Source organism: Streptomyces sp. NPDC096013, assembly GCF_044763565.1.
Lineage (GTDB): Bacteria > Actinomycetota > Actinomycetes > Streptomycetales > Streptomycetaceae > Streptomyces.
Genome location: NZ_JBIWGK010000003.1, coordinates 584161 through 603072, shown reverse-complemented (window position 1 = coordinate 603072; position 18912 = coordinate 584161). Strand labels below are relative to the sequence as shown.

13 protein-coding genes are annotated in these 18912 nt (G+C 69.9%); 9 read left to right on the top strand and 4 right to left on the bottom strand.

Annotated elements, in window-relative coordinates:
* Positions 1-75: 75 nt before the first annotated feature.
* The 8 genes from ACIRB1_RS14175 (at position 76) to ACIRB1_RS14140 (ending at position 15041) form a co-directional block, all read left to right on the top strand.
* A complete protein-coding gene (locus ACIRB1_RS14175; RefSeq protein WP_403465692.1) occupies positions 76-1086 on the top strand; it encodes a TauD/TfdA family dioxygenase in 1011 nt (336 codons plus the stop codon).
* A 72-nt stretch (positions 1087-1158) separates the two neighbouring features.
* Entirely contained in the window at positions 1159-2235 is a 1077-nt protein-coding gene (locus ACIRB1_RS14170) for an alpha/beta fold hydrolase (protein ID WP_403465691.1), read from the top strand.
* Between the two features lie 5 nt (positions 2236-2240).
* On the top strand, positions 2241-2471 hold the full coding sequence (locus ACIRB1_RS14165; RefSeq protein WP_403465690.1) for an MbtH family protein: 231 nt from the start codon (positions 2241-2243) through the stop codon (positions 2469-2471).
* Entirely contained in the window at positions 2468-10786 is an 8319-nt protein-coding gene (locus ACIRB1_RS14160) for an amino acid adenylation domain-containing protein (protein WP_403465689.1), read from the top strand. Before ACIRB1_RS14165 ends, ACIRB1_RS14160 begins: the two co-directional genes overlap by 4 nt.
* 38 nt (positions 10787-10824) lie before the next feature.
* A complete protein-coding gene (locus ACIRB1_RS14155; RefSeq protein WP_403465688.1) occupies positions 10825-12078 on the top strand; it encodes an MFS transporter in 1254 nt (417 codons plus the stop codon).
* Entirely contained in the window at positions 12075-12695 is a 621-nt protein-coding gene (locus ACIRB1_RS14150; protein ID WP_403465687.1) for a hypothetical protein, read from the top strand. Before ACIRB1_RS14155 ends, ACIRB1_RS14150 begins: the two co-directional genes overlap by 4 nt.
* A 41-nt stretch (positions 12696-12736) precedes the next feature.
* On the top strand, positions 12737-13759 hold the full coding sequence (gntD, locus tag ACIRB1_RS14145; protein ID WP_352183189.1) for a guanitoxin biosynthesis L-enduracididine beta-hydroxylase GntD: 1023 nt from the start codon (positions 12737-12739) through the stop codon (positions 13757-13759).
* 496 nt (positions 13760-14255) lie between these two features.
* Positions 14256-15041 carry a LuxR C-terminal-related transcriptional regulator gene (locus tag ACIRB1_RS14140; protein ID WP_403465686.1) on the top strand — a complete coding sequence of 262 codons (786 nt, stop codon included), beginning with the start codon at positions 14256-14258 and terminating at the stop codon, positions 15039-15041.
* 132 nt (positions 15042-15173) lie between these two features.
* Here ACIRB1_RS14140 and ACIRB1_RS14135 read toward each other — a convergent pair whose 3' ends face one another.
* The gene (locus ACIRB1_RS14135) at positions 15174-15488 is read right to left on the bottom strand and encodes a hypothetical protein (protein ID WP_403465685.1); all 315 of its coding nucleotides are present in this window, start codon (positions 15486-15488) and stop codon (positions 15174-15176) included.
* Positions 15489-15585: 97 nt separating this feature from the next.
* Here ACIRB1_RS14135 and ACIRB1_RS14130 point away from each other — a divergent pair, with 97 nt between their 5' ends.
* Positions 15586-15897: an NIPSNAP family protein gene (locus tag ACIRB1_RS14130; RefSeq protein ID WP_352183192.1), complete on the top strand. Its 312-nt coding sequence runs from the start codon at positions 15586-15588 to the stop codon at positions 15895-15897.
* Positions 15898-15927: 30 nt separating this feature from the next.
* On the opposite strand, the gene ACIRB1_RS14125 is transcribed toward ACIRB1_RS14130, so the two are convergent.
* The 3 genes from ACIRB1_RS14125 to ACIRB1_RS14115 form a co-directional block, all read right to left on the bottom strand.
* On the bottom strand, positions 15928-16932 hold the full coding sequence (locus ACIRB1_RS14125; protein ID WP_403465684.1) for a DUF4037 domain-containing protein: 1005 nt from the start codon (positions 16930-16932) through the stop codon (positions 15928-15930).
* 116 nt (positions 16933-17048) lie between these two features.
* Positions 17049-17528: a GNAT family N-acetyltransferase gene (locus ACIRB1_RS14120; RefSeq protein WP_403465683.1), complete on the bottom strand. Its 480-nt coding sequence runs from the start codon at positions 17526-17528 to the stop codon at positions 17049-17051.
* 45 nt (positions 17529-17573) lie between these two features.
* Positions 17574-18893: an MFS transporter gene (locus ACIRB1_RS14115; RefSeq protein WP_403465682.1), complete on the bottom strand. Its 1320-nt coding sequence runs from the start codon at positions 18891-18893 to the stop codon at positions 17574-17576.
* Positions 18894-18912 lie beyond the last annotated feature (19 nt).

Genomic DNA, 18912 nt, shown 5'->3' with positions numbered 1-18912 from the left:
GACATCACGCATACGAACGCGGCCGTACGGAATCGAGGCTGCGCAGACCGCAAAGGACCAGACATGCCCCTTCCCATGGTGAGACATCGAACCCCCGAGGTCATCGACCGGTCGCGCGTGACGCTGACCGACCAGGAGCGCGCCGAGGTGCGCGCGGTGGCGGCGGAACTGCGCCGTCACCCGGCCGCCGGGCAGGTCGACGATCCCCGCTGGCTGGCGCAGGCACGGCTGCACAGCTGCCGGCTGCCGGTCCGGCTGCTGGAGGCCCTGCGCGACTTCCGCTCCGAACCCGGCCCCGGTGGAACCCTGTTGGTCGGCAACCTCCCCATCGACGCGGAGACGCTGCCCGACACTCCGTCGGTGCCGGACTCGGTGGAGCGCGGGGTCACGGTGCCCGCTTCCACGGCGATGCTCCTCGGCCAGCAGCTCGGCGATGTGTTCGCCTTCCGCGACGAGAAGCGCGGCGCGCTGGTGCACAACGTCGTGCCGGTCCCGGCACTGGCCGCCTCGCAGAGCAACGGCGGTTCCGTCCGGCTCGACCTGCACAACGAGAACGCCTTCCATCCGCACCGGCCGGACCTCATCGGGCTGCTGTGCCTGCGCAGCGACCACGAGGGAACGGCGGGCACCCTGTTCTCCTCCATCAGGAGGGCGCGGGTGCTGCTCGACGACACCGACCTGGCGATCCTGCGCCAGCCCCGCTTCGTCACCGAGGCACCACCGTCGTTCCACGCGGGCGACGCGACCACCACGCACCGCGTCCTGAACGGCTCGTTCGACGATCCGGACATCCAGGTCGACTTCAACGCGACCAGGGCGGTCGACGACGAGGCCGGCGCAGCGCTGCGCCGGCTCGGCGACGCCCTGGCCGAGGTGGCGTCGGAACTGGTGCTGCGGCCGGGCGACATGGCGTTCCTGGACAACCGCCTCGTGGTGCACGGCCGTACCCGGTTCACCCCCCGCTATGACGGCAACGACCGCTGGCTGCACCGGGTCTACGTCCAGCTGAACGGGCGGCCCAGCCTGTCGCACCGGATCGGCCCGGGGCCCGTACTGGCCCAGGGACCGTGCCGACCCCGGCCCTGACCCGGCCCACGGCCCGATCCGCCGGACAACTCCCCGTCGAGCGCCCGTGATACTCCCGAAAGGACACAGCACATGAACGCAGCTCAGTCGGCTGCCCTCCCGTCGGCCGAACCGGCGCGACCGAGCCTGGTGCGCCAGATCCTCCTGGACATCTGGTGCACCACGCTCAAGCACGACGTGACCGTGCACGACAACTTCTTCCAGGCCGGCGGCGATTCGCTGACGGCCCTGGTCACCATCGAGCAGATCAACCAGCGCCTCGGCTGGCGGCTCAACATGGGCGACCTGATGCGGTTCCAGACCATCGCCGCACTCAGCGAGGAGAAGGCGCAGCCGCAGGCCGCCAACAACGAGAACGCGCTGATCCGGATGAGCAACCAGGGTGCGCGCACCCCGATCGTCTTCGTCCACGGCGGGCACGGCATGGTCGACGGCTACGGCCGGCTCGTCCGTGAGCTGGCCGCGGACCGGGCCTGCTACGGGCTTCAGTCCCCCTTGCTGGTGGAGGGCGCCGGGAGCGTGCCGGACGACATCCCGGGGCTCGCCGCGCTCTACGCGGACGTGCTCCAGGACGAACTGGGCGAGGACGAGTTCCATCTCTTCGGCGCCTGCGGCGGCGGCGCGCTCTGCCTGGAACTCAACCGCATCGCCGCCGATCGCGGGCTCACCGTCGGCCGGACGATCGTGGTCGACGGCTACATCGAGCTGGACCCCGACGCCCCGATGTCCGAGGACGAGCTGATCGTGGACTTCTACGAGGGCCTCCTGCGCATGGCGGGCGCGACGGGACTGTATCCGGCGATGACCCCGCAGGACGCCGACCTCGAACTGGCGCTGCGCAACTCGGCCGCCGCCATGTTCGGCACGGGCCTGGGCTTCGACGAGCGGGCCGAGGCGTTCTGCCGCCGCCTCCACACCTCCTACGTCAGCACCGCGCGGGCGCTGGAGTCGTACCGTCCCGAGCCCGCCGACGTCGATCTGCTCCTGCTGCTCGCGCAGGACAACTACACGCTCGACGGCTGGAGTTCGGTCGTCAAGGGAGAGCTGACCGCGGAAGTGCTGGACTCCGAGTTCTACGGCCAGCGGCTCTGCATCGAGGAGGCCGCGTACCTCGTGGCCCGCACCACCGACTACCTGGGCGAGAGCTGATCAGCATGGACAGCACAGCCACCAACCCGTTCGAGGACACCACCGGCGTGTACCTCGTGCTGCGCAACACCGTGGGCCAGTACTCCCTGTGGCCGGATTCCGTCGGGGTGCCCCCCGGCTGGCACCCCGTCTTCGGCCCCGGACCGAAGACGGCCTGCGCCGGGCACATCGAGCAGAACTGGACGGACGCGGCCCCCGTGCGCCGGGGTGCCGAGGCGGGAGAGCCGGCGTCATGACCACGCAACTGGAGCGTCTCGCCCCCCGGGCCCAGGGAGCGGAACCGTCGGCCGGTCTCGTCGCCCGGTTCGAGGAACAGGCCGCCCGTGCCCCGCACGCACCGGCACTGATCGCCGGGGACACCGTCGTGACGTACGGCGAACTCGACGTCCTGGCAGACCGGGTGGCACATCGGCTGATCGACCGGGGTGTGCGGGCGGAGGACGTCGTCGGCGTCCTCCTGCCGACCTCCCCCGACCTGGTCGCCGCGCTTCTCGGCACCCTCAAGGCCGGGGCGATGTATCTGCCGCTGGACCCCGGCTACCCCCCGGACCGGCTCGCGTACATGGTGGCCGACGCCGCACCCCGGGCGCTGATCACCACCCGGGAGGCGGCGGCCGGACTCGACCGCCCGACCGGGGCCGGCACGGGTGCGGTGCTGTACCTGGACCAGCGGGAGGACCGGCAGGAACCGGTGCCGGCCGGCCGGGCCCGTACCGGCTACGACCCGGACCGCGGCGCCTACACCATCTACACCTCGGGTTCGACGGGCCGCCCCAAGGGCGTGGTCGTCACGCACCGTTCGCTGGCGAACTTCCTGGACTGCCTGACGGACCGGTTCCAGGTGCACTCCGGTGACGTGGTGTTCTCCACCACCTCGATCTCCTTCGACATCGCCGGGCTTGAGCTCTACCTGCCGCTGGTCAACGGCGCCGTGGTGCACCTGGTGCCGCGCGGCACCGCCGTGGACGGAGTGGCACTGCGCCGCCGCCTGGCCGAGGCCCGGCCGACGCTGGTGCAGGGCACTCCGGCGCTGTGGCAGCTGCTGCGCGAGGCCGGCTGGAGCCCGGACGAACTCCCGCGCACCGCACGCCTGTTGTGCGGAGGCGAGGCGCTGCCGCAGGATCTCGCCGACTTCCTCGCCACGGGCACGGCCGCGGTGTGGAACCTCTACGGCCCGACCGAGACCACCATCTGGTCGCTCCTGGCACCGGTGGCCGAGGGGGAGCCCGTCACCATCGGACGCCCGCTGTGGAACACCGGAGTCCACGTCCTGGACGAACACCTGGCGCCGGTGGCGCGGGGCGGCACGGGCGAGCTGTACCTCTCCGGGGACGGACTGGCGCGCGGCTATCTCGGCAGGCCGGCCCTGACCGCCGAGCGGTTCGTGGCCTGCCCGTTCGGCGCCCCCGGCAGCCGTATGTACCGCACCGGAGACCTGGTGCGGCAACGCGCCGACGGCACGCTGGACTTCGTCGGCCGCGTCGACGAGCAGGTGAAGATCCGCGGCTACCGCGTCGAACTCGGCGAGATCGAAGCGGCGCTGCGCCGGCTCCCGCAGGTTGCCCAGGCCCGCGTGGTCATGCGTGAGGACATCCCGGGCGTGGCCCGGCTGACCGGGTACGTCGTGCCGGCCGCCGGCCACACACCCGCACCGGACGAACTGCGCCACGCCCTCGGCGCCTGGCTCCCGGCGTACATGGTGCCCGCCGGCATCGGGGTCCTCGACCGGTTCCCCCTGACCCCGGCGGGCAAGGTCGACCGCAAGGCGCTGCCACCGGTGGACTTCGCCCGTACCGGCGCGGGCCGCACTCCCGCCACCCCGCAGGAGCGGGTGCTGGCCGAGCTGTTCGGTGAGGTGCTCGGGCTCGGCGACGACGTCGGTGCCGACGACAGCTTCTTCGACCGGGGCGGCAACTCGCTCCTCGCCACCCGTCTCGTCTCCCGCGTCCGGGCCGGACTCGGCGTCGAGATACCGATCAGCGCCGTCTTCGACGAACCCACCCCGGCGGCCCTCGCGCTGCGGCTCACCGATGCCGAGCGGGCCCGGCCCGCCCTGCGCACGATGGACCGCGCCGCCTCGCTCCCGCTGTCGTACGCCCAGCAACGCCTGTACTTCCTCCACCGGATGGAAGGTCCCAGCTCCACCTACAACCTGCCCCTCGCGGTCCGGCTGACCGGCGAACTCGACCTGGCGGCCCTGCGCGCGGCCGTCGCCCACCTCCTGCGGCGGCACGAGAGCCTGCGCACCCGCTTCGTGGACGGGCCCCTGGGAGCCGAGCAGTGGGTGGTGGACGCCTCGGACGCCGCCGTGACGGCCGCAGCCGACATCCGGGTGCACGAGATCACGGACGAGGAACTGCCGGCCGCCGTCGACAGCGCGGCGGGACACCTCTTCGACCTCACCACCGACATCCCCGTACGCGTCGACCTGTTCCGCACCGGCGGCCACGAGCACGTGCTGCTGCTGTGCATCCACCACATCGCCAGCGACGGCTGGTCGCTGGCCCCGCTGGTGCGCGACCTCTGCGACGCGTACACCGCCCACCGGGCCGGCACGGCTCCCGCGACACCGCCGCTGGAGGTCCAGTACGCCGACTACACGCTGTGGCAGCGCGAACTCCTCGGATCGGCCGAGGACGCGGACAGCCTCATGGCACGCCAGCTCGCCTACTGGCGCGAGCAACTCGCGGGTGCGCCCGAGCTGTTGGAGCTGCCCGCCGACCGTCCCCGCCCGGTCACGGCGACCTACCGGGGCGACGTCGTGCCCTTCGAGGTGCCGGCCGCGCTCACCGACCGGCTGACGCAGCTGGCCAGGCACGAGGGCGTCAGCCTGTTCATGGTGCTCCAGGCGGCCCTGGCGACCCTGCTGACCAAGCTGGGCGCCGGCACCGACGTGCCCCTGGGCGGTGTCCTCGCCGGGCGCGCCGACCGTGCCGTCGACGACAACGTCGGATTCTTCGTCAACACCCTGGTGCTGCGCACCGACACCTCGGGGGACCCGGCCTTCACCGACCTGCTGGCCCGGGTCAGGACCTCCAACCTGGCCGCCTACGAGCATCAGGACCTGCCGTTCGAGTACCTCGTCGAGGTGCTGAACCCGACCCGGGGCACCAGCCACCACCCGCTGTTCCAGGTCATGCTGGTGCTCCAGAACAACGTGGCCCCGCAGTGGCGGCTGGGCGATCTGGCGGCCGCGCACGAGGTGGTGCCGACCCGCACCTCGAAGTTCGATCTGACCTTCGAGCTGACCGAGCGGTTCACCGCGGACGGACGGCAGGACGGGCTCAGCGGTGAGATCGAGTACGCGACCGACCTGTTCGACCGGTCCACGGCCGAGACCCTGACCGAACGGCTGCTGCGGGTGCTGCGGTCGGTGGCCGACGACCCGGCGCGTCCGCTGGCGTCCATCGACGTCCTCGGCGCGGCCGAGCGGCGCACGATTCTCCAGGAGTGGAACGACACCGGCCTGGAGCTGTCCGGCGCCACCTATCCGCAGCTGCTGGCCGAGCAGGTGGCCCGTACCCCCGACGCCGTCGCGCTCGTCCACGAGGACACCGAGCTGACCTTCGCCGAACTGGACCGCAGGTCGAACCAGGTCTCCCACTGGCTGATCTCCCGCGGCGTCGGCCGCGAGGACCTGGTCGGACTCGCGCTGCGGCGCGGTCCCGAGCTGCTGTGCGCACTGCTCGGCATCCTCAAGTCGGGCGGTGTGTACCTTCCGCTCGACCCGGACTACCCACCGGACCGGCTGGATTTCATGATCGCGGACAGTGCTCCCGTCATGCTCCTGACCACGAGCGACGTCGTCGCGAAGCTGACCGGCGAGGCGCGGCAGCTGCCACGCCTGGAGTTCGACGACCCGGACACGGCGGGCGAGTTGGCGCGCTACCGCGTGGACGCGCCGACGGACGCGGACCGCCGCTCACCGCTGCGCCTGGACGACCTGGCCTACGTCATCTACACCTCCGGCTCCACCGGGCGCCCCAAGGGCGTCGCCGTCACCCACCGCGGAATCCCCAACCTCGCCCACAGCTACCTGGAGCGGTTCCGGCTCCAGCAGGGCTCGCGGTTCCTTCAGTTCTCCTCGATCAACTTCGACCCGACGTTCTGCGAGCTGTGCTGCACCCTGCTCGCCGGCGCGACCGTCGTGCTCACCTCGCCCGACGAACTGCTCTCCGCCGACCGGCAGCGCGAGGTGATGAGCCGGTACCGGCCGACGCACATCACCTTCTCGCCCACCATCCTCAGCGGCATGGCCCAGGACGCCCTCGCGGACTGCGGCAACGTGATGGTCGCCGGTGAGGCCTGCCTGCCCGCACTGGCCGCCGCCTGGGCGCCGGGCCGCCGGCTGATCAACGCGTACGGGCCGACCGAGGCCACCGTCGACACCCTGTACTGGGAGTGCGGCAGTGGCCCGGACGGCTTCGAGGACGCGTCGATTCCGGTGGGCCGCCCGCTGAGCAACACCAAGGTGTACATCCTCGACGCCGCGCTCTCCCCGGTGCCGCCCGGCGTCACCGGAGAGCTGTACATCAGCGGCGACGGTCTGGCGCGCGGCTATCTCGGCAGGCCGGCCCTGACCGCCGAGCGGTTCGTGGCCTGCCCGTTCGGCGCACCCGGCAGCCGTATGTACCGCACCGGGGACCTGGCGCGCTGGCGCGCGAACGGCGCGTACGGCGTGGTGGACTTCGTCGGCCGCGCCGACGACCAGGTCAAGATCCGCGGGATGCGCATCGAACTCGGCGAGATCGACGCGGTGCTGAAGGACCACCAGGAGGTGGCGCAGTCCGTCGTCGTCGTCCGCGAGGACACCCCGGGCCATCAGCAGCTCGTCGGCTATGTGGTCCCCCGGGCGCACGGCGGGGCCCACGACATCGAGCACGTCGGCAAGTGGCACCAGATCCACGAGCAGGGATACAGCGAGCAGCGCGACCTCGGCACCGAGCAGGACTTCACCGGCTGGAACTCCAGCTACGACAACGAGCCGCTGCCACTGGAGCACATGACCGAGTGGCAGGCGGCCACGGTCCGGCGCGTTCTGGACCTGCGGCCGGCCAGAGTCCTGGAGGTAGGGGTCGGCTCCGGTCTGATTCTGCGGCCGGTCGCACCGCACTGCGCCACGTACACCGGTGTGGACTTCTCCCACGCCCTGATCCAGACCCTCGGCAGGGCGATCGAGGGCAGCGACCTGCACGACCGGGTCGATCTGCACACCATGGCCGCCCACGAGGTCGGTGCGCTGGCGCCCGCCCGCTTCGACACCGTGGTGATCAACTCGGTGGCGCAGTACTTCCCCAGCGTCGACTACCTGATCGACGTCGTGCGCCAGACCATGGCGATGCTCGCTCCCGGCGGGCGCATCCTGCTGGGCGACATCCGCAATCTGCGGCTGCTGCGGGCCTTCGTCACCGCCATCGTCCTGCACGACGGCGCGGAGGCCGGCGAGTCCGCGGCCACGGTGCGGGACATGGTCACCCACCAACAGGAGCTGGAGAGCGAGTTGCTGCTCGATCCGGCCTTCTTCACCCGGATCGGCGATCTGGTCCCGGACGTCGTCGGTGTGGACGTGCAGCTCAAGCGAGGCTCCTTTCGCAACGAGCTGACGGACTTCCGCTACGACGTGGTCCTGCACAAGCGGGGAGCGGACCTGGTGTCGCTCGCCGACGTGCCCGTACGGGAGTGGAGCTGCGCCGAGGACGTCGACACCCACCTGAGCACGGCCCGGCCGCACGCGCTGCGCGTCACCGGCGTTCCCAACGACCGGGTGACCGCTCAGGTGGCGACCGCCCAGCGGGTGGCCTCCGGCACCGGCACTCTCGTACGCGACCTGTCCGAGGCCGCCGGCATACCGGCCGGGATCGACCCCGAGACCCTGTGCGAGATCGGCGCCGCACTCGGCTACACCGTGCACCCGACCTGGACAGATACCGAGGAGGGCGACCGGTTCGACGTGGTGTTCCTCGCCGCCGCCGGGCGGGCCGCTGGGCAGGGGCTGACCGATGTGTTCCTCGCCTCGGACGAGGACGAGCGTCCGCCGCGGCTGCTGGCCAACGACCCCCAGGCCTCCGATCGGGGCCGCGTCCTCGCCACCGAACTGCGCCGCCACGCGGCACGACGGCTGCCGGACCACATGGTGCCCGCCGCCGTCGTCGTCCTGGACGCGTTGCCGCTGACGCCCAACGGCAAGCTGGACATACGGCAGTTGCCCGCACCCGAGTTCGGCTCCCGGACGGGACGGCCACCGGCCACGCCGCGGGAAGCCACGATGGCGGCACTCTTCGCCGACGTCCTCGGCCTGGCGGCGGTCGGCGCCGACGACCGCTTCTTCGATCTCGGCGGCGACAGCATCCGGTCCATCCAACTCGTCGGCAGGGCACGCGCGGAGGGGTTCCGGATCACCCCGCGCGATGTGTTCCACGACCAGACGGTCGAGGCTCTGGTGGCTCGGGCCGCTCAGCACGCCGAGGCGCATCCGACGGACGACGGCGCGGTCGTGGACGTCGACATCGACGCCTGGGAGAAGATCCTGCGGACTCCGGACCCGGCCTACCCGGTGACCGACGCCTCACCCGCCACGCACCGGGGGCGCATCACCCGGCGGGTCGCCGGCAGGGACGCCGAGCGGCTGCTGACCGATCTGCCGCGCCTCTACCGCTGCGGCCCCGAACACATCGCGGTCGCCGCGCTCGCTCCCGTGCTCGTCGAGTGGCGCCGCGAGCAACTGCCGCAGGCCGGAGCCTGGCTGCGCCTCGACATGGCCACGACGAGCCTGCCGACCGCGCACCCGGTCCGACTCAACCCGGGCGTCCCGGACCCGGACAAGGCGCTGGCCGAGCCGCGTGAACTGGCGCGGGTGCTGAAGCGGGTCAAGGAGCAGGTGCGCGCCGTACCGGAAGGCGGCAGGGACTACCCCGCGCTGCTCGCCGACCCCGCGGCCGCACAGCGCCTGTCCGCGTACGGGGCCTCCCAAGTCTGCCTCCGCCTGCTGCCCGCCGGTCCGGCCCAGGCCGACAGCGACATGCGCACCGGGGACGACGGCACCGAACACCCTCTCCGCGTCGATGTCCGGCAGGCCGACGACAGCCGGACGCTGGAGACCGTCTGGTCCTGGGATGCCACACGGTTCTCCGAAGCCGCCGTGGAGGCGCTCGCCGACCGGTGGGTGACCTTCCTGGCCGCGCTGGCGGAACTCGCCGAACATCCGGAACTGGGTGGGCTGACCCCGTCGGATGTCGGCCTGGTCCAGGTCAAGCAGTCGACCATCAACCAATTGGAGACCGACTACCCGGGCCTCTGCGACATCCTGCCGCTCACCCCGCTCCAGCAGGGCTTCCTGCTGTACACCGCAGCCGGCCACCACGGCCCCGACCCCTATCAGAGCCAGACCCTGTTCGACCTGGACGGGCCGCTCGACCCGGAGCGGCTGCGACAGGCGGCCCACGCACTCCTGATGAGGCACGACAACCTGCGCGTCGGCTTCACCCACCGAGGCCTTCAGGCTCCGGTGCAGGTGGTGCGGGAGCGGGTGGAGACGCCGTGGACCGTGCACGATCTGACCGGGCTCGCACCGGCGGAGCAGGAGCGCCGGGAGGCGGAGATCCTCGCCGCGGACCGCGGCCGGCGGTTCGACCTGTCGGCGCCCGTGCTGATGCGCTTCACCCTCCTGAGGCTGGGAGCGGAGCGGCACCGGCTGCTCGTCGGCGACCACCACATCCTGCTCGACGGCTGGTCCAACTCGCTGGTCTGGCAGGAGCTGTTCGCCCTGTACCGCGGCGAACCGCTGTCGGCGGCACCGCCCTTCCGCGACTACCTGGCGTGGCTCACGTCCCGCGACCGCGATGCCGCGGCATCCGCATGGCGCCGCCACCTGGCGGACATCGACGGCCCGACCAGGGTCCATACGGCCAGGCCGGCACCGGACGTCCCGCTGCGCACCCTGAACGTCACGCTGTCACCGGAGCTGACCGGATCACTCCAACACCGGTGCGCCCAGGCCGGGGTGACGCTCAACACGGCCCTCCAAACGGCGTGGGGCATCGCGCTCGGCCGTCTCACCGGGCGCGACGACGTGCTGTTCGGCAACACCGTCTCCGAACGGCCGGCCGACCTCGACGGCGTCGAGTCCATGGTCGGACTGCTGCTCAACACCGTGCCGCTGCGCGTGCGCATCCAGCCGGGCGAGCCCGTCGGCACGACCATGGCCCGGGTGCAGGAATCGCAGCTGGACATCTTCCCGCACCGCTCCCTCGAACTCACCGAAATCCAGCGGCTGCTCGGAGAAGGCGAACTCTTCGACACCTGCTACGTGTTCCAGAGCTACCCCGAGGATTCCCTCGCGGAAAGCGAGATCGGCGGACTGCGGGTGCGTGAACAGGCGCTCGGCGCGAAGGGCCTCCCGCATTATCCGCTCGGCATCACGGTAACTCCGGGCCGACAGCTCGGCTTCACCGTCGGATACCACCCTGATGTGTTCGACGACGACCAGATCAACGACATCAAGGAGTCCATCATCAGTACGCTCGAAACGATCACGGCGGGGGAAGGCCGATGAAGAATTTCCTGACGATGGTCCGCGAACTTCCGTTCGCGATGAAGGTCCTCCTGGCCTCCACCGCCGCACGAAGCCTGAGCTTCTTCGCGATCCTGGCCTATATGCCCATCTACCTGTACGACACGGTGGGCATGGACGGTGCCGCCATCGGCTATGTGATCGGTGGCAGCGTACTGGTCGGCACGATGGCGAGCGTCTACGGCGGCTATCTCGCGGACCGGGTCACCAAAATCAACCTGGTCATCCTGCTGGACCTCGCGATCATTCTGCTCTACCTCAGTCTGACGGTCCTCCACGACCCGTTCACCGTCACGGGCGTCCTGCTGCTGACCAATGTCGCTTCCTCATCCATGGGCGTCGCCGGCAGTGCCCTGCTCTCCGAACTGGTGCCACCCGAGAACCGCACCAAGGTGTTTTCCCTGCGCTATTCGTTGCAGAACATCGGTGCCGCGGTGGGTCCATTCCTGGGTGTCGCCGCGGTCGCGGTCGGATCGGGCGGGCCGTTCCTTCTCAGCGTCACCGTCATCGGCGCCTCCCTGCTGCCGCTGATCATTTTCCGCCCCCGGTTCCTGTCCACCGGAAAGGGCGCGACGACACCGGCCGCGGCAGTAGAGCAGGGCGCATCAGAGCAGAGCGCGGAAAAGCAGGACGAGGAAGAGACGCCCACGTTCCGTCAGGTGCTCAAGGTGATGGGAGCGGACCGGCGGCTGACCTACTTCACCATCGGCGGAATTCTCAGCATCGTGGTGTATGGGCCGCTCCTGACCTTCATGTCGCAGTACCTCGTCCTGGTGGAGGACCGCGACACCGCCTACAAGCTGGTGGCCTATATCTCCGCCGCCAACGCCATCGCGGTCATCGGCGCCCAGTACGCCCTCGGCAGCCGTCTGAAGCAGGACAACCTGCTGAAGTGGCTGACCATCGGGATCGGCGCCTTCGCCGTCGGGTTGCTCGCGATGTCGCTCTCCACGAACGCGGCCATCATCGTCATCGCCGTGGTGATCTTCAGTCTCGGCGAAGTCATCGTGGTGCCCGCGGAGTTCACGTTCATCGACGCCATCGCTCCGGAGAAACTGCGCGGCAGCTATTTCGGCGCACAGAACCTCATCCATGTCGGCATAGCTCTGGGGCCGATCCTCTGCGGTTTCCTCCTCCAGCATTTCGCGCCGGCCGCGATGTTCTACGTCCTGATCGCGGTCGTGGTCGTCAGCCTGTGGTTCTACGTCATCGGATGCCGGGCCACGGCGGCCGTTCAGGAACCGGCGAAGGTGCCGGTGGTGAGCGGGAGATGAGCTTCGAGGAGATCACGCGGAAGTCGTACTGCCCTTTCGCCAAGACGTCGAAGATGGGGCCCGGGATCACCCTGCGGACCACGGATGTCGAGAGTGAGCTGGCAGGGCACCGGGACCTCATCTCGGAATTCTTCCGCACGGCCGCCGAACGCTCACGCGACGGAATGATCATCACCTTCGAAGAAGAGTCGGTCGGAGTCACGCTGGACGCGCTGGTGGATCTCACCCGACGCTTCTTCACCGTGCTCACGCAATTGTTCTCCAGCGTGTACATCCCCGATGATCCGCGGCCGGACGAACGCTGGTACGCGATGATCGAAGGCGAACTCTTCTTCCTGGTCTCCTTCGCTCCCTGCTATCCGGAGACATCCCCGCGGTACACCTACGGCGACCGGCGGACCTACTTCCTGCTACAGCCCGCCAGCACTTTCGAGCGGCACGCCAAAGCCATCGATCGGCAACGAACGGGAATCAGTCGCGCTTTCACCGCGGTCGGCAAACCGTATGACGCGCGACTGGCCAATGTGGAGAACGACATGTTCAAGGCCGTCATGCCGATCGGCCCTCTTGACCGTCACATCTCATGGTGGAGCCCTGCGGGCGACCCCGCGAAATAAAAGGCTGACAGCAACCATTCGACACCAGAAGCGAGGCGTTAATGAGTCAGTACCGCGGCATTCTGAGCTATGAACTCTCCGCCGAGGAGATATCCACCCTCCAGCAGCTGCTCGCCGACCCGAGCGTGGCACAGAACGATCCCGGTGAGCAGGCGTTCTACGACAACGCCTGGGAGCTGGTGTCGCACGTACCGGTGGGACTTCGTCGGTTCCTGGAGGATTTTCGGCGCAATGACGCAGCGGCCGGCTTCCTGCTGAGCGGCTTCGGCGTCGACGACGACGCCGTCGGCCCGACCCCCCGCAACTGGGCCGAGGGCGCCGCCGCCGGACGCACCCGCCGAGAAGAGCTGTTCCTCGCGCTGATGGGCCAGTGCCTCGGCGAGGTGTTCAGCTGGCCCACACTTCAGTCCGGACGGATGATCCAGAACGTGCTGCCCATCGCAGGCGAGGAAAGCGAGCAGAGCGGACACGGCAGTGGGGTCCTCCTCGAATGGCACACCGAGGACGCCTTTCACCCCTACCGCTGTGACTACCTGGCCCTCTTCGGCATCCGCAACCACGACCGGGTTCCGACGACGCTGGCCTCGGTGAAGGAAGTGGCGCTGTCGGCGGACACCCGGCAGGTGCTGTCCGAACCGCGGTTCTACATCCTCCCCGACGATGAGCACCTGCGTCAGCTCGCCGTACAGCGGCCCAACGACCCCGGCCTGCTGCGGATGCGCGAGATGAGGGACAACCCCGAACCCGTCGCCGTGCTCTTCGGCGCCGGGGACTCCCCGTACCTGCGCATCGACCCGTACTTCATGCGCTGCGTCGACGGCGACGCCGTGGCGGAGATGGCGCTCAAGGAGCTGGTGACGGAGCTGGAACGTGTGCAGCAGGACGTGGTGGTGGAAGCGGGCACCCTGCTGGTCGTCGACAACTACCTTGCCGTGCACGGTCGTCGTGCGTTCACGGCACGCTACGACGGAGCCGACCGCTGGCTTCAGAAGGCGGTCGTCGCACGTGATCTCCGTAAGTCGAGGTCCGCACGGGAGTCCGCCGCAGGACGCCTCGTGGTCTGATCCAGGCTGCACGGAGGCGATGCCGACGGGCACCGCCGTCGCCCGGTCCTCGCGCACCAGCGCGAGGACCGGCCCGTTTCGCGGGGAACGGCGAGGTCGGCGAGGTTCTGGCAGCCGACGTCTGCACCCCTTTTATCGCGCCGCTAAAGGGCCCGGAACGTGTGTTGAGCGCTGTGCGCCCGCCTCCCGCTTACCAGGACGGTTCTTCTGGAACCCGGAGCGTGCGGGTACGCTCCGAGCGAGATGAGGTAAGTGAACTCACCAGGTTCTAAGGGGGACATGGATGTTCGACGTCCTGGGCATCGAAGGGGAAACAGCGACGATATATCGCACGGTGCTGAGCCATCCCAATAAAGGATTCGAGGAGATCAGGCAGATAACCGGTCTTTCCGAAACCGTTCTCCGTGCTCACCTGGATCGATTGAGTGAACTCTCGCTCGTCCGGCTCCCTCCGGATGATTCAAGGACTCTGCACGCGGTCGGACCGGAAGTCGCGATGAAATTGCTCCTGGCGCGTCAGGAGGCCCGGCTCGCCGCCGAGAAGAAGCGCACCGAGGACGTACGGCTCGCCGTCGAAAGCATGGTGGCGGAGTTCGCGCAGCGCTCCGGGGGAGCGGCCGGCGCGATAGAGCAGGCGACCGGCATCGACGAGATCCGCGACCGGATCAGCCTGCTCTGCCACGAGGTGCGCACCGAGGTCATGGCGTTCGCCCCGTCCGGGGCCCAGACCGTCGAGAACATGGAGGCGGCCAGGCCACAGGACATGGAGCTGCTGGAGCGCGGGGTGCGGATGCGCACCCTCTACCTCGACAGCCTGCGCAACAGCCAGCCGACCGTGGCCTACGCGACATGGCTGACGAGCAGAGGCGGTCAGGTGCGCACGGTCCCCACCCTTCCGGTCCGGCTGCTGATCGTCGACCGGGAGACGGCCGTCATTCCGATGGACGAGGAATCGAGCGCGGACGGCGCCCTTTTCCTCAAGGGAAAGGGAGTTCTCACGGCCCTGTGTGAACTCTTCGATTCGGTGTGGCAGCGAGCCGTCCCGCTCGGTGATGTGCCCGGCGAAATCGACGAGCACCGGCCCAGCGCGGTGGAGGTGGAATATCTCCGGCTGCTCTCCGACGGTCACACCGACGAGGTGATCGCCAGGCGCCTCGGAGTCTCCCCCCGTACCGCTCGCCGAATGGCCGCCGAGGTCATGGAGAAGCTGGGCGCCCGCAGCAGGTTCCAGGCCGGAGTGAAAGCGGCCCAGCGCGGCTGGATAACCGTCGTCGGGGTCTGATCGAGCATCACCGCGGCTCAATCCGGGTTGTCGGCAGGACGAGGAAGTCAAGTCCCACTCGGGAAATCCTCAAGCACTGCTGGAATACCGGTGGAACAGGCGCTGGGCAGCTACGCGACCGGCAGAGGCATCTCAGTACGAGTCGTCGTCGAAGTCCATGAGGTCGCGATCGTAGAGATCGTCATCTCCGGGCAGCGGCGGGAGCACCATGGCACTGGGCAGCGGGCCTTGGTCCTGCTGGCGTGCGTAGCGATGCGTGCGGACCCGCAGATGCATCTTCCGTTCCTGCGCCTTCAGCCGACGCCGCTCGCGCCGACCGGCTTCATCGTCGTCCAGTTCCTGGGTGAGCCGGCGATTTTCCCAGTACTCACGCTCCTGGTCGGCTACCTCCTCGCCAGGAGAGGGGACACCCTCACGGTCACCGTCGTCGTCCAACCGGGCAGTCATACGGCCCAGATTACGGCAGTTCGGCGCCCTTGAGCGGGGTGTGCACCCTTGTCGAGAGCGGTCCTTGAGCGCGAACCGTCTGCTGCATCATGTCGGCGTGATCACCATTCATCTGAGGTACGAGATCGACGCCGACAAACTCGAGGACTTCGAGGAGTACGGTCGCCGCTGGGTCGGGCTCGTCAACCGCTTCGGCGGGACGCACCACGGCTACTTCCTGCCGAGCGAGGGCGACAGCGACATCGCCTACGCCCTCTTCTCCTTTCCCAGCCTCGCCGCATACGAGCAGTACCGCACGGACAGCAAGACCGACCCGGAGTGCCAGGCCGCCTTCGAACTGGCCCGCGAGACCCGCTGCATCAAACGGTACGAACGCCGCTTCCTACGGCCGCTCGACGTCACCTCCTAGACCATCCACGACCATGGACCGTCCACGGCATCAGGCGGACAGGTCGCGGGTCTTCAGGACCGGGTCCGTGATGCGGGACGTGAGGGCGCGGGTGAAGCGGGCGGCGTGCAGGACCTGGAAGGGTCTGGAGTGGAACGGGCGGGTGGCGGGGTCCACGCGGTCGGTCAGGTTCAGCTGGTTGTGGATGCCCGCGGTCGCTTCGTAGGCGTACACCAGGTGCTTCTCCCTCGTGTGCCAGTCCGTGGCGGCGAGGGCGGCCGTCAGGACCGGGGTCAGACGGTGGCCCGCGGCGGTGCGGGCGAAGGCCGTGCCCAGCCATTTGTCGTACGGGGGATAGCGGCGGTCCATGAGCAGGCACAGGCGCATCAGGGTCCGGGTCAGGGCGGCCGTTGCCGTCGCCGAGCCGAGTTCGTCGCCCGCCTCGCCGCAGCGGCCCACGAAGGCCTCCTCCTGGGCGATCCGGTTCCACTCGCGGGCCAGCACATGGAGCCAGACGTCCCGGGGGTACCAGCGGAGCGAGTGGCGGGCCGGCCCCAGTTCGTGCAGGCCGTCGTGGAAGACCGCGCCCGCCGTGACCTCCGCGAGGAGCTGGGTGGGGGTGGTCAGCCAGTCGGTGGTCGTCACCTCCTGGCCGGGGTCGAAGCCGAGCGTGGATCTGAACCAGGCCGCGGTGTGGGTGACTTCGACCCTGTGGTGGACCGGGCCGGTGGTGGCGCGCATGACCCGGATGTCGCCGTCGGCCGTCGCGGCGAAGTTCGTCGGGTAGCCGTGGAAGGTCTTCGGGAGGTGTTCCGCCAGGTGGTGCCGGATACGGCCCGCGTGGCGGGGGACGTCCCGGGGGCGCAGGAACAGCTGGAGCCGCGGGCCCCACTCGTGGTCCCGCGAGCGCGGGGTGTCGTAGCCAAGGACCTCGGAGCCGCTGCCGATGCGGGCGGCGGAGTGCGGGATGTCGGGGGCCGCGTCCTCCAGGAGCGGACGGACGGCTTCTGTGTAGAAACGGCGGGAGAGTTCCAGGCCCGGTAAGAAAGGTGTCATATCCGTGAAGCTCATGCCCCGACCCTGCCCAGTCCGCGCATGATCGTGCACGCCGATTTCGCCGGTCCCTCCCAACTCCCGCTCGCGGCAGGCCGGTCGGGCGGGCTGATCGCCGGTCAGCCGGGCTGACCCAGCGTCCGCAACGCCTCGTCCGTCAGCCGGTACACCGTCCACTCGTCCTGGGGGCGGGCGCCCAGCGCCTCGTAGAAGGCGATCGCGGGGCGGTTCCAGTCGAGGACGGACCACTCCAGGCGTTCGTAGCCGCGTGCCACGCAGATACGGGCCAGTTCGGTCAGGAGGGCTTTGCCGTGGCCCGCGCCCCGGGCGGTGGGGCGGACGTAGAGGTCCTCCAGGTAGATGCCGTGGACTCCGCGCCAGGTCGAGAAGTTGAGGAACCACAGCGCGAAGCCGACCGGTTCGCCGGTGGTGTCGTCGGTCGCCATGTGGGCGTAGGCGCCGGGGTGTTCGCCGAAGAGGGCCTCGTGGAGCTGCTCCGGGGTCGCTCTCGCCTCCTGGTGTTCCTTCTCGTAGGCGGCGAGTTCGCGGATCAGGGCGTGGATGACGGGGACGTCTGTGGGGGTCGCGGTGCGGATCATGAGGGGAGGCTAGCCGGGGCGGGGTGGCGGCGGAGCGCCGGATCGTCAGGCGCCCTCGACCGCGTCCGGCACCTCGGCGGCAGCGGCGGGCAGCTCCCGGGACTCCTCCTCCCGCAACTCCTGTTCCCGCGGCCCTTGTTCGTCGCGCTCCCGCTCCCGCTCTCCTCGCCACGGCAGCAGTAACGGCGACGTCAGCAGCAACACCCCCGCGACCGCGATCGCCGCCCGCGGTGTCGTGGCCGCCGCCAGCACCCCCCACAGGGCCGTCGTCGCCGCGATCGCCGCGCTCGTACTGACGGACCACGCCGTGAGGGTGCGAGCGACCCGGTCGGGGGCGGTCTGTTCGAGGCGGGCGGTGGCGAGCAGGGGGTTGAAGACGCCGATGCAGGTCACCATGGCGAGTTGGAGGGCGGTGACCAGGAGCATCCCGGGCAGTCCGGGGGTGACGAACGCCAGGCCGACCGGCCAGCAGGCGCGGAGCGTTCCGGACGTCAGCAGCACCCTGCGCCGGCCGAACCGAGCCGCGAGCGGGCGCGCCAGGCGGGAGCCGATGAAGCCGCCCGCGCCGGAGGAGGCCGCGAGGACGAGGGCGAACTGCCAGGGCGAGAAGCCGAGGTGGCCCAGCAGGAGTACGGCGAGCAGCGGCTCGGCGGCCATGATCAGGCCGTTGACCGTCATGGCGTTGAGGAGCAGCGGGCGCAGGGTGGGGTGGGCGAGGATGTAGCGCCAGCCGTCGAGCAGATCGCCCGCGCGCAGCCGGGGCCCGCCGCTCCGCTCGGGGCGCGGTTCCGTGCCGCCGATGGCGCGGATGCCGAGCGCCGACAGCAGATAGCTGACCGCGTCGGCCACCACCGTCGTCACCGGTCCGAACAGCCCGATCGCGGCTCCGCCGAGCGGCGGTCCGAGCATCGTCGAGGTCCAGGTCGTCGACTCGAAGCGGGAGTTCGCGACCAGCAGATCCTCCGGCGGGACCAGCGACTTCAGATACGAGCCGCTCGCCGCGTTGAACGCGATGTTCGCCGCGGCGACGACGGTCGACACGACGAGGAGCTGCGCGAAGGTGAGTAGCCCGCACGCGAACGCCACCGGGACCGTCAGCAGCGCCCCGAACCGGGTCAGGTCCATCGCGATCATCACCGGCCGCTTGCGGCGGAACTCCACCCACGGTCCCAGCGGTACGGCGGCCAGCGCGCCCACCGCCCGCCCCGACGCGGCCAGCGCGGCCACCTGGGTCGGGCCGGAGTGCAGCACGAGGATCGCCATGAAGGGGAACGCGCCGAAGCCGAGCCCGGTGCCGTAGGAGCTGACCGCGAACGACGCCCACAGCCAGCCGAAACGGCGTCCCAGCGCCCGTCTCCCCGCCATTCCCGCCCCATCCGTTCCG

What these genes read in the sequence shown, in the direction of transcription:
- ACIRB1_RS14175 (WP_403465692.1), top strand. Translation starts at nt 76, where the DNA reads ATGGTGAGACATCGAACCCCCGAGGTCATCGACCGGTCGCGCGTGACG.
- ACIRB1_RS14170 (WP_403465691.1), top strand. Translation starts at nt 1,159, where the DNA reads ATGAACGCAGCTCAGTCGGCTGCCCTCCCGTCGGCCGAACCGGCGCGA.
- ACIRB1_RS14165 (WP_403465690.1), top strand. Translation starts at nt 2,241, where the DNA reads ATGGACAGCACAGCCACCAACCCGTTCGAGGACACCACCGGCGTGTAC.
- ACIRB1_RS14160 (WP_403465689.1), top strand. Translation starts at nt 2,468, where the DNA reads ATGACCACGCAACTGGAGCGTCTCGCCCCCCGGGCCCAGGGAGCGGAA.
- ACIRB1_RS14155 (WP_403465688.1), top strand. Translation starts at nt 10,825, where the DNA reads ATGAAGGTCCTCCTGGCCTCCACCGCCGCACGAAGCCTGAGCTTCTTC.
- ACIRB1_RS14150 (WP_403465687.1), top strand. Translation starts at nt 12,075, where the DNA reads ATGAGCTTCGAGGAGATCACGCGGAAGTCGTACTGCCCTTTCGCCAAG.
- gntD (WP_352183189.1), top strand. Translation starts at nt 12,737, where the DNA reads ATGAGTCAGTACCGCGGCATTCTGAGCTATGAACTCTCCGCCGAGGAG.
- ACIRB1_RS14140 (WP_403465686.1), top strand. Translation starts at nt 14,256, where the DNA reads ATGAAATTGCTCCTGGCGCGTCAGGAGGCCCGGCTCGCCGCCGAGAAG.
- ACIRB1_RS14135 (WP_403465685.1), bottom strand. Translation starts at nt 15,488, where the DNA reads ATGACTGCCCGGTTGGACGACGACGGTGACCGTGAGGGTGTCCCCTCT.
- ACIRB1_RS14125 (WP_403465684.1), bottom strand. Translation starts at nt 16,932, where the DNA reads ATGACACCTTTCTTACCGGGCCTGGAACTCTCCCGCCGTTTCTACACA.
- ACIRB1_RS14120 (WP_403465683.1), bottom strand. Translation starts at nt 17,528, where the DNA reads ATGATCCGCACCGCGACCCCCACAGACGTCCCCGTCATCCACGCCCTG.
- ACIRB1_RS14115 (WP_403465682.1), bottom strand. Translation starts at nt 18,893, where the DNA reads ATGGCGGGGAGACGGGCGCTGGGACGCCGTTTCGGCTGGCTGTGGGCG.